Source organism: Bacteroides oleiciplenus YIT 12058, from assembly GCF_000315485.1.
Lineage (GTDB): Bacteria > Bacteroidota > Bacteroidia > Bacteroidales > Bacteroidaceae > Bacteroides > Bacteroides oleiciplenus.
Map to the genome: position 1 here is coordinate 1,774,132 of NZ_JH992940.1, position 17,035 is coordinate 1,791,166.

Below are 17,035 nucleotides of genomic sequence, written 5' to 3' on the forward strand. Positions count from 1 at the left end.
AGCTTTTAGAATTTAAGTTTCAAATTGAATCCCACGCTACGCAAACTCGGCATCATGAAATAATCAACTCCTTGATAATAATTATTACTTGTAGAAGCTACTGCTTCCGGATCGAAAGGAGCCTTGCTATAAATCATCCACAAATTGCGCCCTACCAATGAGAGGGTGATATCCATCACATTCTTCAATTTCGCTCTGGGGATAGTATAACTAATGGATGCTTCTTGCAAACGTAAGTTGGTTGCACTATAGGTATACATTTGCGGAATACCACTGTCACCACCTACTGCCGTATACCACTTTTCCGCATCAACAACGTCTCCACCATTGATCATCACGCCACCATTGTCACGTGCCAGAGCCGAAGCTTCAGATACACCATTAGCATCAAGAGTAGCCTGTGTAGCCGAGTAAACGATACCACCCAAACGAGCCGTCAGCAAGAAACCAAAACCAAAGTTCTTATATTGAAAATCATTACGCCATGCCATATTTGCTTTCGGGAATACAGAACCAAGCTTAATTCCATCTTTCAGACTCTCAGTCTTAACAGAGCCATTGGCATCCACATAAATATTATTGTTCGCATCACGCTTCAAATCAGACATAGAATAGAGATCGCCCAAAGAACCACCTTCCTTTAATATAAAGTGAGCATTTGACAATCCTTTCATATCCAATTGCGTCTTAGAAATAACCTCACCAGTCACCGGATGTACATACCCGTCAATCAAGCTGAGGATTTTATTCTTATTGGCACTGAACGTATAATTCGAATTCCAAGTAAATTTATTCCAAGTATTCTTATAACCTAAAGAAAGTTCAACACCACGGTTACGCACGTTACCAGTCTGTGCATAGAAAGTACTATAGCCTCCGGTAGGTAGTTCCTGTGTATCCATAGTCTGGTTATAAGTCTTGGTATTGTAAAATGAAATATCCAAGTTAAAGTGTCCTAAGAAACGAGCCGTAAGACCTACCTCCCAAGAATCGGTACGCTCAGGTTTCAAATCGTACAAAGGATAAGCTGATTTTGTACTATACTTACCTGTAGAACTATCCCATTCGAAAGTAGGATAAGCCAGAAAACGTTTGAATGGCAAACCTACAGATGCCCATGAAGCACGCAATTTAAGATAAGAAATACTTTCCGGCAAAGTGAATATCTCAGATAAAAGTATAGAAGCCCCCACTGAAGGATAAAAGAAAGACTTTTGTACCGACTTAGGACCTGCCAATTGTGAAGGCCAGTCATTACGTCCGGTTAATGTCAGGTAGTAAGCATTCTTATAACCGACTTCCGCAGAAGCAAAAATTGACTGCGTTTGTTCACGATAACCTGTTTCTTCACGTTTGGTAGTCTGTTTGTCCAACTGAGTTATTGAGAAGTAGTTAGCCAAACCATCAGCAGGAATAGGACCTTTTACTCCCATCGCTTCAGAATGGGTGTCTGAGTAGGAAGCACCAATATTAGCGGTCAGTCCCCAATCTTCACCAAAACGTTTATTAATATTAATCAGAAAATCGGCATATGCTTGCTTGTCACGTGTATTAGTCACACCATAATAACCGTTGTCAGAACCTTCAGCAATAGTCGGCTCTGTTGAAGCATAATATTTCTGAGTATAAGTATTCATTGAGTTGTCAATACGTACACGCCCAGCTATGTTCAACCAATCCAAGATATCATAAGACAGAGAAGCACTCAGCATATAACGGTCTTTATCGTTCTCACGCAAATTGCGATAGTTAATCCAGTAAGGATTTTGCAAACGGTATGAGCCGCCACCTTGCGGCCAATATTGCGTATATAGTTTACGAACAGGATCATATCGTTCAAACATTTTATATTCTTCCCAATCATTACCACGTGGAAATAAATAAGCGGAAGCTACCGGATTTGCATAAATACCTTGGTTCGTCATATTACGGTCTTTCTGCATAATATATTGCGCACCTACATCCAATTTCATCTTATCATTCAAGAACTGGGTAGTATTACGGAACGTAAAGTTATAACGTTCGTATTTGTTATTGGGCACAATACCGCGGGAGTTAACAGCAGCAGCTGACAAATAAGTCTGATTATGTTCCGACCCAGTAGAAAGTGAAACTGTTTCCGTACCAATAATGCCGGTCTGAAAATAATCATCTTTGGGATTATAACCATAGCGATTACTTGAGTTTAAGCGAGTTCCCCAACTTCCGTCAGTACCCGATGTACCATACCAATCCTGAAATTTAGGCATTATAAAAGGATTCAACATCTCAGTGTTGCTGGACACAGACAAAGACACACGTCCTGCCGCACCTTTCTTAGTAGTAATAACAATGGCACCATTGGAAGCGTTACTACCATATAAGGCAGCAGCAGCGGCACCAGACAATACAGACATTGATTCGATGTCGTCCGGATTGATATCAGCGATGGCTTCAGTAGTACCTTGTGAATCAAACTCACTTGAACCACCTGCTGAACTTAAGCTGTACATAGGGTGTGACCTGAAAAGTCACGTAATTGATTGTTAAACAGCAATGTATATTGCAAGATTTAACCCGCTGTTCCGTCAGCGGTAGCCTACTATAAGGTGCATCTCCAGTGATGGGTTGTGCTAAGCTTATAGGACAAAGTACACTTTCCGAAAGGACAAGACTGAACCGTGAGGGAACGTCAAGGGCGGTTAGTATCATACCGTCGAGTGGCGAGGCTGGATAGCATGGTTAACGTAATGTGAACTGACTTTAGCCGTCGTAAGGTTTGAAGGAGCGCAAGATACTTTAGCTCTCACCAAAAGGTAAGCAGTCGGATAACCCTCGCCCATGTTGGGGTTACACGGACATAGCACTGCCGGCGGACTTGGCAGAACCTAAACTATCCGTTTGTCAATTGCGTGGAACAGGGCAAGCCTGTATCTCTCTCGTAATAATGCGAGTAAGCGAACCGCAAGGCAAGCCGAATGGGGTGCAGGTATGAGATAACGGAGAAAGCGAATGCCGCCCTGTAATGGGGAGGATACGGATTGAACCAACATCACGAGTTAATGAGGGTAACATCATCCGACACGAAAGTGGGCAGACTTCCGTATATGGTAACTCTTTACAAGATAACTTTTAGAACTTTCAAAAGGAGGAAAGCAAATGAACGAGATTAAAACATCGTGTGCGCCTGCTGACAGCAGGAATCTGACTTGGGACGGTATGAACTGGTCTAAGTGTGAAACCTATGTCCGAAAGCTACAAGCGCGTATTGTAAAGGCTCAGAAAGAAGGCAGACATAACAAGGTGAAAACCTTGCAGTGGATGCTTACCCACTCTTTTTACGCCAAGGCATTGGCAGTAAAGAGGGTTACTTCCAACAAAGGGAAGAATACGTCTGGAGTAGATAAACAGCTTTGGGACTCTCCCAAGCGCAAGTACAAAGCAATCGGTGAACTTAGACGTCGTGGCTACCATCCACAGCCGCTCCGTAGGGTTCACATCAAGAAAAAGAACGGTAAACTCCGACCGTTGGGAATACCGACCATGAAAGACAGGGCGATGCAAGCATTATATCTCATGGCATTGGAACCGATAGCCGAAACGACAGGCGACCGTTTTTCTTACGGCTTCCGAAAGAAGCGCAGGACAATGGACGCAATTCGTCAGATTGATACGGTTCTAAATCGCCAGCATTCCCCCGAATGGATTTTGGAGGGAGATATTAAGGGTTGCTTCGACCACATCAGTCACGGCTGGCTTATTGAAAATATCCCTATGGATAAAACAATACTCAGAAAATGGCTGAAATGTGGAGCTGTATTCAATGGTAAACTGTTCCCGACAGAAGAGGGTACACCACAAGGAGGTATCATATCACCGACACTTGCAAATATGGCACTTGACGGACTTCAACCACTCTTGGCTGAAAGATTCAAAAGACGTTTCATCAACTATAAGACATTCCACTACAAAGTGAATCTTATCAGGTATGCGGACGACTTTATAATCACAGGTCGAGATAAGGAATTATTGGAAAACGAGGTCAAACCAATGGTGATAGAATTTCTCAAAGAAAGGGGTCTTACCTTATCCGAAGAGAAAACTACCATTACGAACATATACGATGGATTTGATTTCTTAGGTTTCAATGTAAGGAAGTTCGGCAAAAGGCTGTACACATCTCCGTCCAAAGATGCACAGAAACGCTTTAGGGCAAAAATCAGTGACATCGTTAAAGGACATAAAATGTGTAAGCAGGAATCGCTGATACGAATGCTCAATCCTGTGATAACAGGTTGGGGAAACTATTACCGATATGGTGCATCAACCAATGCTTTTCACGGTTGCGACAATCACATTTACAACCTCACAAAGAAATGGGCTTTACGTCGCCACCCAAAGAAACGCAAGTCTTGGGTTGCAGATAAGTATTGGCATGAAATTCGGGGGCGTAAATGGACGTTTGCATGGAAATATGAAACAAAAAGCAAGAAAGTGAACTACCTGACCCTTAAAAGGTTGTCGGATATACATTATACTCCGTACAAGCAAGTCAAGGGGGAGGCAAACCCTTTCGACCCGGAATATGATGATTATTTCTTTCAGCGAAAGGAGCAACAAATGCTGGAATCTCTCAAAGGACGTAAGTCACTCTTATATTTATGGAACAAGCAGAAGCGGACTTGTCCGTTATGCGGCAAGGAGATAGATTGTACAAAAGCATGGAACGTCAATGAAATATCTGTTGGTGGTTCAATTGTACGGCAACTTGTCCATAACAACTGCTACAAGCGAAATAAACGAAACTGTTGAAAGTATGAGCCGATTTCTAACAACAAATAGAAATATTGAGTTGCTTGAGCCGTATGAGGGGAAACTCTCACGTACGGTTCTTAGGGGAGAAGGGGGCAGTAATGCCCTTGACTTACCCGATGTGTGACCTGAAAAGTCACGTAATTGATTGTTAAACAGCAATGTATATTGCAAGATTTAACCCGCTGTTCCGTCAGCGGTAGCCTACTATAAGGTGCATCTCCAGTGATGGGTTGTGCTAAGCTTATAGGACAAAGTACACTTTCCGAAAGGACAAGACTGAACCGTGAGGGAACGTCAAGGGCGGTTAGTATCATACCGTCGAGTGGCGAGGCTGGATAGCATGGTTAACGTAATGTGAACTGACTTTAGCCGTCGTAAGGTTTGAAGGAGCGCAAGATACTTTAGCTCTCACCAAAAGGTAAGCAGTCGGATAACCCTCGCCCATGTTGGGGTTACACGGACATAGCACTGCCGGCGGACTTGGCAGAACCTAAACTATCCGTTTGTCAATTGCGTGGAACAGGGCAAGCCTGTATCTCTCTCGTAATAATGCGAGTAAGCGAACCGCAAGGCAAGCCGAATGGGGTGCAGGTATGAGATAACGGAGAAAGCGAATGCCGCCCTGTAATGGGGAGGATACGGATTGAACCAACATCACGAGTTAATGAGGGTAACATCATCCGACACGAAAGTGGGCAGACTTCCGTATATGGTAACTCTTTACAAGATAACTTTTAGAACTTTCAAAAGGAGGAAAGCAAATGAACGAGATTAAAACATCGTGTGCGCCTGCTGACAGCAGGAATCTGACTTGGGACGGTATGAACTGGTCTAAGTGTGAAACCTATGTCCGAAAGCTACAAGCGCGTATTGTAAAGGCTCAGAAAGAAGGCAGACATAACAAGGTGAAAACCTTGCAGTGGATGCTTACCCACTCTTTTTACGCCAAGGCATTGGCAGTAAAGAGGGTTACTTCCAACAAAGGGAAGAATACGTCTGGAGTAGATAAACAGCTTTGGGACTCTCCCAAGCGCAAGTACAAAGCAATCGGTGAACTTAGACGTCGTGGCTACCATCCACAGCCGCTCCGTAGGGTTCACATCAAGAAAAAGAACGGTAAACTCCGACCGTTGGGAATACCGACCATGAAAGACAGGGCGATGCAAGCATTATATCTCATGGCATTGGAACCGATAGCCGAAACGACAGGCGACCGTTTTTCTTACGGCTTCCGAAAGAAGCGCAGGACAATGGACGCAATTCGTCAGATTGATACGGTTCTAAATCGCCAGCATTCCCCCGAATGGATTTTGGAGGGAGATATTAAGGGTTGCTTCGACCACATCAGTCACGGCTGGCTTATTGAAAATATCCCTATGGATAAAACAATACTCAGAAAATGGCTGAAATGTGGAGCTGTATTCAATGGTAAACTGTTCCCGACAGAAGAGGGTACACCACAAGGAGGTATCATATCACCGACACTTGCAAATATGGCACTTGACGGACTTCAACCACTCTTGGCTGAAAGATTCAAAAGACGTTTCATCAACTATAAGACATTCCACTACAAAGTGAATCTTATCAGGTATGCGGACGACTTTATAATCACAGGTCGAGATAAGGAATTATTGGAAAACGAGGTCAAACCAATGGTGATAGAATTTCTCAAAGAAAGGGGTCTTACCTTATCCGAAGAGAAAACTACCATTACGAACATATACGATGGATTTGATTTCTTAGGTTTCAATGTAAGGAAGTTCGGCAAAAGGCTGTACACATCTCCGTCCAAAGATGCACAGAAACGCTTTAGGGCAAAAATCAGTGACATCGTTAAAGGACATAAAATGTGTAAGCAGGAATCGCTGATACGAATGCTCAATCCTGTGATAACAGGTTGGGGAAACTATTACCGATATGGTGCATCAACCAATGCTTTTCACGGTTGCGACAATCACATTTACAACCTCACAAAGAAATGGGCTTTACGTCGCCACCCAAAGAAACGCAAGTCTTGGGTTGCAGATAAGTATTGGCATGAAATTCGGGGGCGTAAATGGACGTTTGCATGGAAATATGAAACAAAAAGCAAGAAAGTGAACTACCTGACCCTTAAAAGGTTGTCGGATATACATTATACTCCGTACAAGCAAGTCAAGGGGGAGGCAAACCCTTTCGACCCGGAATATGATGATTATTTCTTTCAGCGAAAGGAGCAACAAATGCTGGAATCTCTCAAAGGACGTAAGTCACTCTTATATTTATGGAACAAGCAGAAGCGGACTTGTCCGTTATGCGGCAAGGAGATAGATTGTACAAAAGCATGGAACGTCAATGAAATATCTGTTGGTGGTTCAATTGTACGGCAACTTGTCCATAACAACTGCTACAAGCGAAATAAACGAAACTGTTGAAAGTATGAGCCGATTTCTAACAACAAATAGAAATATTGAGTTGCTTGAGCCGTATGAGGGGAAACTCTCACGTACGGTTCTTAGGGGAGAAGGGGGCAGTAATGCCCTTGACTTACCCGATAATACCATCGATAACATAAAGTGCATTAGAAGACTGTTCGATACCTCTGGAACCACGCATCACCACTTTACTTGCACCGCCGACACCGGAAGAAGAAGCGTTAATATTCAAACCTGCAACCTTACCATTCAGCGAATTGATAAAATTAGCATCTTTCACAGCCAAGGCAGACTCTGCATCTACTTGAGTTACATTGTAACTCAATGCTTTCTCCGCACGCTTGATACCCAAAGCCGTCACTACTACCTCTTCTATCAACTGTGAGTCTGTCTCCATCAGTAAGTTAATAGGTCCTGAGCCTTTAACAGCAATTTCCTGTGGCTTATAACCAATATAGGAGAACTGGATAACAGGATTAGCTTCGGTGGTAGTCAGCGTAAAGTTACCATCAAAATCGGTAATACAGCCGACACTGGTACCTTTCACCAATACATTCACACCGATAAGGGGCCCCATATCATCCGATACCACTCCGGTGATCGTGCGTTCTTTACCTTGTTGATTCCCCTCTTGCGGCGTAGCCGACTTTTCAGAAAGATAAACGATGTTATCTTCTACTTTAAAAGAAATGTCCTTTCCTTTAAGAATAGCGTTCAAGGCATCTTCAATGGATGCATTCTTTACCTTAACGTTCTCAACTGTCACTGTGGCGAGTTTGTCGTCATAGAAAAATTGATACTTGGATTGAGATTTAATCTGTTCGATGACTGTTCCTAACGTTGTGCGGGACACGTTCAAATTCAGTTGGGCGAAAGTCCACTGAACTGATACAGCCATGAAGAACAAAACTAATAAAGTCCGCAGAAATTTCGAACTTTGAAAAGCATGATTGTTGTTCATAAACAAAGTTTAAAGGTTACACATTGGTTAATTTTAATCAGCTAAGGGAGTATTTCTCCCAGCTTTCATATATAAAACAACAGGCACTCAAAATACACTTACTACAAAATGATATTTTTTTTCATTAAAATAAAAAAGGGGATAGTTTTATTCGCTATCCCCTTATTCAACACATCATTAACGTTTTCTCTTACTTCTTCTTTAGTTCATTGGAGAAAGAGTAAGGATAGTCTTCCGGCTGTGTTCCTCTCTGTAGATTGGGTTTGCTGCCCATATCAAATTTCAGGACACCTCCTTTTATCAGATCTCCGTGTTTCAGATAATTCTTAGTATACGTATTTCCATCCAAACGGAGTGACTCGATATATATATTTTCAGAGTTGTTATTCGCAGCATCAATCACCAACGAATTACCGTTCTCAAAATGCAGAGTAGTTTTCTTGAATAAAGGAGCTCCCAAAACATATTCATCAGTACCCGGACAAACAGGATAGAAGCCCAGTGCAGAGAATACATACCAAGCGGAAGTTTGCCCATTGTCTTCATCTCCACAATAGCCGTCGGGACCGGGAGTGTACATGCGGTTCATCACCTCGCGCAACCAATATTGTGCTTTCCAGGGTTGTCCGGCATAATTGTACATGTAAATCATATGTTGTATCGGTTGATTGCCATGAGCATAGTTACCCATGTTCATCACCGTCATTTCACGTATTTCATGGATCACCTGACCATAATAACTGTCATCGAATACAGGAGGAACAGTAAATACAGAATCCAGCATACCAACGAACACTTTTTCGCCCCCCATCAAGTCTATTAATCCTTGCGGGTCATGGAATACAGACCAGGAATAGTGCCAACTGTTTCCTTCCGTAAAGGCATCACCCCACTTCAGCGGTGAGAAAGGAGCCTGGAACTGGCCATCCTTGTTGCGGCCACGCATCAACAGGCTCTCTTTGTCGAATACATTCTTATAGTTCATGGCACGTTCTGCAAAAAGTTTCAGTTCTTTCTTCGGGCGATTCAGAGCCTTGGCCATTTGGTAGATGCACCAGTCATCATAAGCATATTCCAGCGTGCGGGCAGTATTTTCATTGATTTTCACATCGTAGGGAACATAACCCAGTTCATTGTAATATTCGTAACCCAGGCGACCGGTGGACGAAACTTCCGGGTGCACATTCTTGGTTCCATGGATAAGTCCTTCATACAAAGTAGTTACATCATCCACTTTGACGCCTTTCAGATAAGCATCGGCAAGTACGGAAGCCGAGTTATTACCAATCATACAACCACGATGTCCCGGGCTGGCCCATTCGGGGAAGAAACCGCTTTCTTTATACGTATTGACGAGACCTTCCTGAATTTGCTTGTTCACTGACGGATACATCAGGTTGAGGAAAGGGAATAGGCAACGGAAAGTATCCCAGAAGCCGGTATCGGTATACATATAGCCAGAAAGAACTTGTCCGTTGTAAGGACTGTAATGCACAGGAGCTCCGGTTTCGTCGAATTCATAGAAAGAACGGGGGAAAAGCACCGAGCGGTACAGGCAAGAATAGAAAGTGCGATACTGGTCAAGATTACCACCGTCCACTTCTATTTTTCCCAAGACCTGATTCCAGGCATCCTGACCCTTCTGAACCAAAGTATCAAAGCTGTCATTACCCAATTCTTTCAGGTTTCTGTCAGCTTGTTCAAAGCTGATAAAAGAAGAAGCAACACGTGCATGAACGATTTCGCCTTTACGGGTTTTAAAACCGATAATGGCACCTGCATGTCCGGCAGACTGTTCATTCTGGTTTTCAGCCAGCTTGCCGTCGGCAACGGAAGCCCTGTAAGTGAAAGGTTTATCGAATTCTATAACGAAATAGTTCTTAAAGTTATCAGGAACTCCACCGCTATTGCGAGTAGTATATCCGATAATCTTGTTTTGTTCAGGAATAATCTTGATATAAGAACCTTTATCAAAAGCGTCTACCACCACATAAGAATGATCATTCTCAGGGAAGGTGAAACGGAACAGGACGGCACGCTCGGTAGGAGTGAATTCCGTTACAACATCATGCTCAGCGAGATATACCTTATAATAATGAGGTAATGCTATTTCTCCTTTATGTGAGAACCAACTGGCACGTTTATCTTCATTGAACTCCGGTTTACCTACCACCGGCATGATAGAAAACTGACCATAGTCATTAATCCAGGGACTGGGTTGATGGGTTTGCTTGAAACCACGGATTTTATTGGCAGTGTACACATATTGCCAGCCATCTCCCATCTTCCCTGTCTGCGGTGTCCAGAAGTTCATACCCCAGGGACGCGCAATAGCCGGATAAGTATTACCGGTAGAAAGTTCGAAGGTGGACAACGTACCCATCAATGGATTGACGTATTGTGTAAAATCTTTAGCCTGCCCCCAAAGAGCGCAGCACAAAAAACTAATCGATAAAAAAAGGTTCTTCATGATATTACAATAATTATTTGGTTATCAGGTTTTATATATAATGCGTCATCTAAAACTATTTATTTCTTCGAAGACAAAAATACACTATTTCCCACTATTTTATATTCAATAGGTATCACATTCTTAACAGAGTTCAACACCTCTTCCACAGTACTCTTCTTTTTCAGTGCACCGGTATAAGTTTTTGTCACATCCATTTCAGGAGCCAGAATAATTTTCACCCCATAGGAATTCTCCAAAGTTCGTGCAATGGTGAAAATATCCGCCTTCTCAAATACAAATTGGTTATTATGCCAGTTTTCAATACCTGTATCCACTTGTTTCACTACCAGGCGGCGGGTCATGCCATTCAGCTCCGCTTTCTGTCCCGGAGACAGAACAATCATCCCTTCTTCATGATTCCCTTTAACTTCAATTTCTCCTTTTATCAGTGTGGCTACTGCCGAACGGCTAGCCTTGTCACTCTTCAAATTAAAGACTGTTCCCAAGACTCTGACCTGCATAGCTTCACTTCGTACAATAAAAGGTTTCTCCACATTTCTCTTTACTTCAAAATAGGCTTCACCTTCTATATATACATTCCTTCCCTTTTCTGAAAATTCGCTCGGATACTTCAAGGTAGTATGTTTGTTCAGCCAAACTTTGGTACCGTCGGGTAGCATCAATTCTTTGACTTCGTCTCTTGCCGTGACAGCCACCAATGAACTCGTCCCGCTTTGCGACTGATAAATATGATAACTCAAACCGGATATGAGAAAGATACCTATAAACATAGCAGCATATCGCATCCAGGTATTCATTCTGCGCACCTTATGCCGCTTCATCTCTTCCTGTTTCAACCGTCTGAATAATTGTTTCTCCGCTCTCTCTATTTCCTTTTCATCTGCAAAATTTTCGTTTTTTCCGAGATGATATATTTGCTCTATCTTGAACAATTCACGCGCGTTACCGTCTGACTCGTTCAGCCAAGCATTCACCTTATGGAGTTCTTCTTCAGAACATTCGCCCATAAGGAATCTGGCCATCAATTCTTCATCCAACTTATTTATTCCTTCCTTCATCATACTAATAAAACAACCGTTTCAATAAAAACACTTATACCTTACCTAATAAAAAGAGGACCAACATGAAGTTCAGGTAGCCCAATCTTTCGCGCAGAAACTTCAAAGCCTTATACATATGGGCTTCCACTGTTCGCAACGATATACCCATCGTTTCTGCAATATCCTTGTTCTTCATATCATGTAGATAACTGAGTTTAAAGACCATCTTACATTTGTCCGGCAGTTCATTAATCGCCTCAGAGAGTTCCCTTCTGAGTTCCCGGTCTTCTATCCTCTTCACAACTTCATTGCTATCCGGCTGATAGAACTCAATCCTCTTCTTGTTAATCTCCGTCACAACAGCTTCATAACTATTCTTGACCTCCCGGTGCTTCAATACATTTAAAGCACGGGTATACACTGCCCGATACAGGAATGCCTGTATCTGTTCTCCCACCGTCACCATGTCTTGCCGCCGCCACAACTCTACAAATACATCTTGCACTACGTCCTCCGCTTCTTCTTCGCCCACAATGCGTGTAGCGTAAAAGAGAAGATTAGCATAGTACTGACGGAAAAGCAGTTTATAAGTCAGGTCAAAGTTATCACCCATAATCCCACAGTTATCTTTTTAATACCACACCTTTCCCGGCTTGTCCCCCATTTCAAATTCAAGGATGCTACCGTTCATTATTTGCTCATGTGTGATATAGCTTTTATCATAAGGTTTCCCGTCGAGTTTCACCGACTGGATATAAAAATTCTCCTTGCTGACTGCCGATGCCAGTACCGTAAACGTTTTACCGTTAGCCAAATGCATCTTCATCTCGGGATACATGGGAGTGCCTATTTCATACTTGCCGCCAACCGGGTCCACCGGATAGAACCCCATTGCGCTGAACACATACCAGGCAGACATCTGACCACAATCCTCATTCCCGCATAAGCCGGCAGGCGTATTCTTATAAAGTTCATGCATCACCTCGGCTGCATATCTCTGAGTTTTCCAAGGTTGCCCTACAGCGTTGTAGAGATAGATGACATGATGGCTCGGTTCATTTCCATGCGCATACTGCCCGATCATTCCCGTACTGAAGATAGGCAAATCTTCATCGGCAGACGGATTATAGGTAAACATACTATCCAGTTTCTGCGCAAACCTCTCCTTGCCTCCCGTCAATTCTATCAAACCGTCAATATCTTGCTGCACAGACCAGAAATACTGCCAGCCGTTACTTTCACAAATATGCGGAGTATAATCGTCCGGACTGAAACCTGCTATGAAATCCCCTTTATTATTACGCGGTTGCATAAAAGAAGTCTGAGGATTATACACATTCCTATAGTTCCGGGAACGTTTGTAAAATTCATCCGTAGTCTCTTTCTCACCCAACTTTTCTGCCATACGGGCGATGCAATAATCATCATAGGCATATTCCAGCGTTTTAGACAATGACCAGTTTTCTAAATTATAGTGATCCGTCACATCATAAGGTACATAGCCATACTTCTTATACAACCCTATGCCACGATATTCATCCATATTGGCAGTAGCCACACAAGCCTCCAGAGCTTTCTTAGGGTCGAAGTTCCCTATTCCTTTTAAATAAGCATCTACAATGACGGGCACGGCATGATAACCTATCATCATATCCGTTTCGCTGCCGTAGAAGTTCCACACCGGAAGGCGTCCGTTCTGTTCATAGAAAGCAATGAAGGATTTCACCATATCATTGACACGGTCAGGTTCTATATAGGTATAGAGGGGATGGGCTGCGCGATAGGTGTCCCATAGCGAGAATGTGCTGTAGTTTGCCCACCCGTCTGCCTGATGCACTTTCTTATCAGGACCGTAATAAGCACCGTCTACATCACTATAGATAGTGGGAGCCAGCATAGAATGATAGAGGGCTGTATAGAATTTAACTTTCTCATCACGATTGTCACATTTGATTTCCACTCTTGAAAGCTGCTCGTTCCAGTTCTTACGGGTAGCTGCCAGATACTTATCAAAATCATCATCCGGCGCCTCAGCAGCCAAATTACGTGCCGCTCCCTCCATGCTTACACCGGAGATGGCAGTAGTGATAAGAATTTGTTCACCCGCAGCGGTATGGAAATCAAACCGGGCAATGGCGGATGTTCCGATCCGTTCGCCCTCTTTGATAACAGCGGCAGTGTCGAGTTGCACAGCAGCAAACGGCTTAGAGAAACGGGTACGGAAATAAATATGCTGGTCGCGCGCCCAGCCGTCAGAGAAACGGTATCCCTGAATGGTGACGGAATCGACGACTTCGATACGTGTATCGTTCGTAAAGTCCCAGTTCATGGCTTTTCGTAAATTGAGGAATATAGCAGCATCCGCTTCGGGGAAGGTATAACGCTGAATACCGCAACGTTCGGTTGCCGTGAGTTCAACATTAATATCATAGTCTTTCAGCCGAACCTGATAATATCCGGCACTTGCTGATTCTTCGGAATGAGAAAACAGGGAATGAATGCCCAACGGAGCCTCTGCCTCTTTATAAGGTAAAGTCACAGGCATAAAAGAGATGTCATATAAATCACCGGCCCCCGTACCCGAGAGATGTGTATGACTGAAACCAGCAATAGTGCTATCCGGATAGAAATAGCCGGATATGCGATCCCAGCCCGGAAGGCCGTTATCAGGACTAAGTTGCACCATGCCAAACGGAGCCTGAGCACCGGGATAGGTATTTCCTGTAAAGTCAGTACCAATAAAAGGGTTTACATACTCTGCATAAGAATCACTTCCGGCATTAAGCTGTCGGGATACACACGCTGAAAAAGAGAAAAGAACTGCAACTAAGCAACAGGATTTCAGTAATTTCATAATATAATTAGTTAACGTGCTCATAAAACAACTCAATGCAAAAAAACACTTAGTGCGCCGGCAAAAAACTTTGGCAAACAAAAATAATACAAAAATCCGATAAACACACAACTTTGTTCCCCGAAAATAACCTACACTTCATCATTCCTTAAATAAATTTGTTTCTACCTCCGGTTTACCTTATCTTTGTCGTAAAACGAAGATAAGGTAAACCTCAACATAAAAAATGAACAAGTTCATTTTATTCTGTTCTCGGTTTGCATTATCTTTGCCACAAAAAGCGACAATGAGTTATACAACTTATCTCTTCGACTTTGATTACACGCTCGCAGATTCCTCGCGCGGCATCGTCACTTGCTTCCGCAATGTGCTCAATCAACATGGTTATACCGACGTGACCGATGAAGCTATCAAACGCACTATCGGAAAAACTCTGGAAGAATCTTTTTCTATCCTGACAGGCGTAACAGACGCTGACCAACTGGACGGCTTCAGAAACGAGTATAGAAAAGAAGCGGATACACATATGACGATAAACACCGTGCTCTTTCTTGAAACCAAGTCCGTACTGCTCGCACTGAAAGATGCAGGCGCATTCATCGGCATCATCTCCACCAAATACCGTTTCCGGATAAAGGAACTACTCGACCAGCATTTCCCCGGCAACTTTTTCAATATCATTGTCGGCGGAGAAGACGTAAAGGCAGCCAAACCCTCGCCCGAAGGTCTGCTATTTGCCATAAAAGAGTTGCATGTCACCAAAGCGGAAACCCTTTATATAGGAGACAGCACAGTAGATGCCGCCACAGCCAAAGCTGCCGGAGTAAGCTTTGCCGGAGTAACCCATGGAGTGACCACTGCCGAAGAATTAAGCAAATATCCACACTGGAAAATAATGAGTTCGCTGGAAGAATTGCTGGAAGACGACGAACGCCCCGATAACAGTAAACAGTCGACCGATGAAAAGCATCCGGTTGCCGATAAAGCGAGTGCTTCACGTTCGGATGCCACCCCATCTCCTATTCCCACTCCTCCCGCTCCGCGCAGAAGAAAGATGATAAATATCTGGCAGATATTAATTCTGGCAATATTGCTATGGCTATCTTTTGAAGAGGGAGAAGACAGCAATGTCTTTATGTGGTCTTTCATACTGGTCCTCTGGTACATGCTTACCATACGCCGGGTCATCCCCGACCGTGTGGCAGATTTCATCTCTCCCTGGTGGACTCCCTGCAAGATACGCTTTCGTGCCTTCCACATCAAGATAATACGCGGAAAGCAAGTACCGGTTGCCAGTGAAGAAAGCAACACGTGCCTGAACTGCGGAACCGTCTATGCCGGCAGTTATTGCAACCGCTGCGGACAAAGTCGCAATACCCCCCGATACCGCCTCAGCAATGCTTTCAGGAATATCCTGGGAGGATTCACCAACATCGACAACGGCTTTGGCCGTACTCTGCTGGACTTGCTCTATCGCCCGGGATATATGATAAAAGACTTCATTGCCGGAAAACGAATACTATACTTCCGTCCCTTCCAGACATTATTTGTATTGGCTGCCCTCTACATCATGGCTGTGCAACTGGTGGACCCGGACGCTTTGATAAAGAAAGAGAAAGACTCCCCGGAAGTGCAGCGGCAAGAAATCATTGCTGCGCGTGAGCAATTGCAACGGCGGATAGAAAATACAGAGGACCCTGCAACAAAGGAAGTCCTCAACCTAACCATAGAGAAACTGAATGACCAGTTAAAGGAGCTGGAAGCGGAAGATTCTACAGAAATCCGAAAGAAGGATTACACAATTACCCTCGAACAACTGCAAAAGCAAATGAAAAAGACCAAGGACCCCGTACAAAAGGAAGTCCTGGCCCAGACTATAGAAAGCATTAATCAGAGTCTGGAAAAACTGGAAGCGGAAAACACCACAAAGAAACACAATATTGTTATCAAGACAGGTGATGACGACAATGAAGACCTCATTGACGAATTCGTGGAAAGTAGTCAGTCGGTGGGCAATAAGCTTAAGAAGATGGTTCATAACACACCCTTCCTTCAGAAAGTGTGGAATCTGCTGCAAGGTTGGGGACATGGGAACAAAGCATTTCGCATCATAGCCACATTGCCTCTTTTTGCCTTGGCAACACTTATGGCTTTCCGCCGCAAGAAGAACAACAACAAGATACGTTATAATCTTACCGAACACGTATTTATACAGGCCTACATCGCTTGCCAGATACTCTTGCTCAGTATCATAGTGCTTCCCTTCAATGGGAGTGCTGCGGTTAGTGATTTATACGAATTACCGCTATTAGTAATCTTCGCACTCTTTTGTCTAGACTACAAACAATTGTATAACTACTCCTGGTGGAGAAGTTTCTGGACTACGCTACTCATGTTCTTCTACAGTTTGATATTGGTTGTACTCTTTGCTATTATAGTAGTAGGATTAGTGGTTGCGGCAGTCTATATATTGAAACCCTTTCTATAACACCGGGCGGC

At 43.5% G+C, this 17,035-nt stretch carries 7 protein-coding genes and 2 pseudogenes; 3 read left to right on the plus strand and 6 right to left on the minus strand.

The window, feature by feature from the left end; genetic code table 11:
- Positions 1 to 5: 5 nt before the first annotated feature.
- Positions 6 to 2,495, minus strand: a pseudogene (locus tag HMPREF9447_RS07505) (SusC/RagA family TonB-linked outer membrane protein); the annotation flags it as partial.
- A gap of 643 nt (positions 2,496 to 3,138) precedes the next feature.
- Here HMPREF9447_RS07505 and ltrA (HMPREF9447_RS07510) point away from each other — a divergent pair.
- On the plus strand, positions 3,139 to 4,791 hold the full coding sequence (gene ltrA, locus HMPREF9447_RS07510) for a group II intron reverse transcriptase/maturase (protein WP_005647529.1): 1,653 nt from the start codon (positions 3,139 to 3,141) through the stop codon (positions 4,789 to 4,791).
- A 764-nt stretch (positions 4,792 to 5,555) separates the two neighbouring features.
- The gene (gene ltrA / locus HMPREF9447_RS07515) at positions 5,556 to 7,208 is read left to right on the plus strand and encodes a group II intron reverse transcriptase/maturase (protein WP_005647529.1); all 1,653 of its coding nucleotides are present in this window, start codon (positions 5,556 to 5,558) and stop codon (positions 7,206 to 7,208) included.
- Between the two features lie 121 nt (positions 7,209 to 7,329).
- On the opposite strand, the pseudogene HMPREF9447_RS07520 reads toward ltrA (HMPREF9447_RS07515), so the two are convergent.
- The 5 genes and pseudogenes from HMPREF9447_RS07520 to HMPREF9447_RS07540 form a co-directional block, all read right to left on the minus strand.
- Positions 7,330 to 8,169: pseudogene (locus tag HMPREF9447_RS07520) on the minus strand (carboxypeptidase-like regulatory domain-containing protein); the annotation flags it as partial.
- A gap of 190 nt (positions 8,170 to 8,359) precedes the next feature.
- Entirely contained in the window at positions 8,360 to 10,639 is a 2,280-nt protein-coding gene (locus tag HMPREF9447_RS07525; RefSeq protein ID WP_009129106.1) for a GH92 family glycosyl hydrolase, read from the minus strand.
- A 59-nt stretch (positions 10,640 to 10,698) separates the two neighbouring features.
- Positions 10,699 to 11,703: a FecR family protein gene (locus tag HMPREF9447_RS07530; RefSeq protein ID WP_009129107.1), complete on the minus strand. Its 1,005-nt coding sequence runs from the start codon at positions 11,701 to 11,703 to the stop codon at positions 10,699 to 10,701.
- 31 nt (positions 11,704 to 11,734) lie between these two features.
- Positions 11,735 to 12,295 (minus strand): RNA polymerase sigma-70 factor, encoded by a 561-nt coding sequence (locus tag HMPREF9447_RS07535; RefSeq protein WP_009129108.1) that lies wholly within the window; start codon positions 12,293 to 12,295, stop codon positions 11,735 to 11,737.
- Between the two features lie 18 nt (positions 12,296 to 12,313).
- Positions 12,314 to 14,536 carry a GH92 family glycosyl hydrolase gene (locus HMPREF9447_RS07540; protein ID WP_009129109.1) on the minus strand — a complete coding sequence of 741 codons (2,223 nt, stop codon included), beginning with the start codon at positions 14,534 to 14,536 and terminating at the stop codon, positions 12,314 to 12,316.
- Between the two features lie 286 nt (positions 14,537 to 14,822).
- On the opposite strand from HMPREF9447_RS07540, the gene HMPREF9447_RS07545 reads away from it, so the two are divergent.
- Positions 14,823 to 17,024: an HAD-IA family hydrolase gene (locus HMPREF9447_RS07545; RefSeq protein ID WP_044137834.1), complete on the plus strand. Its 2,202-nt coding sequence runs from the start codon at positions 14,823 to 14,825 to the stop codon at positions 17,022 to 17,024.
- Positions 17,025 to 17,035 lie beyond the last annotated feature (11 nt).

Bases quoted from the DNA above. Each gene is read 5' to 3' on its own strand.
- HMPREF9447_RS07530 (WP_009129107.1), bottom strand. From the start codon at position 11,703: ATGATGAAGGAAGGAATAAATAAGTTGGATGAAGAATTGATGGCCAGA.
- HMPREF9447_RS07525 (WP_009129106.1), bottom strand. From the start codon at position 10,639: ATGAAGAACCTTTTTTTATCGATTAGTTTTTTGTGCTGCGCTCTTTGG.
- HMPREF9447_RS07540 (WP_009129109.1), bottom strand. From the start codon at position 14,536: ATGAAATTACTGAAATCCTGTTGCTTAGTTGCAGTTCTTTTCTCTTTT.
- HMPREF9447_RS07545 (WP_044137834.1), top strand. From the start codon at position 14,823: ATGAGTTATACAACTTATCTCTTCGACTTTGATTACACGCTCGCAGAT.
- HMPREF9447_RS07535 (WP_009129108.1), bottom strand. From the start codon at position 12,295: ATGGGTGATAACTTTGACCTGACTTATAAACTGCTTTTCCGTCAGTAC.
- ltrA (WP_005647529.1), top strand. From the start codon at position 5,556: ATGAACGAGATTAAAACATCGTGTGCGCCTGCTGACAGCAGGAATCTG.
- ltrA (WP_005647529.1), top strand. From the start codon at position 3,139: ATGAACGAGATTAAAACATCGTGTGCGCCTGCTGACAGCAGGAATCTG.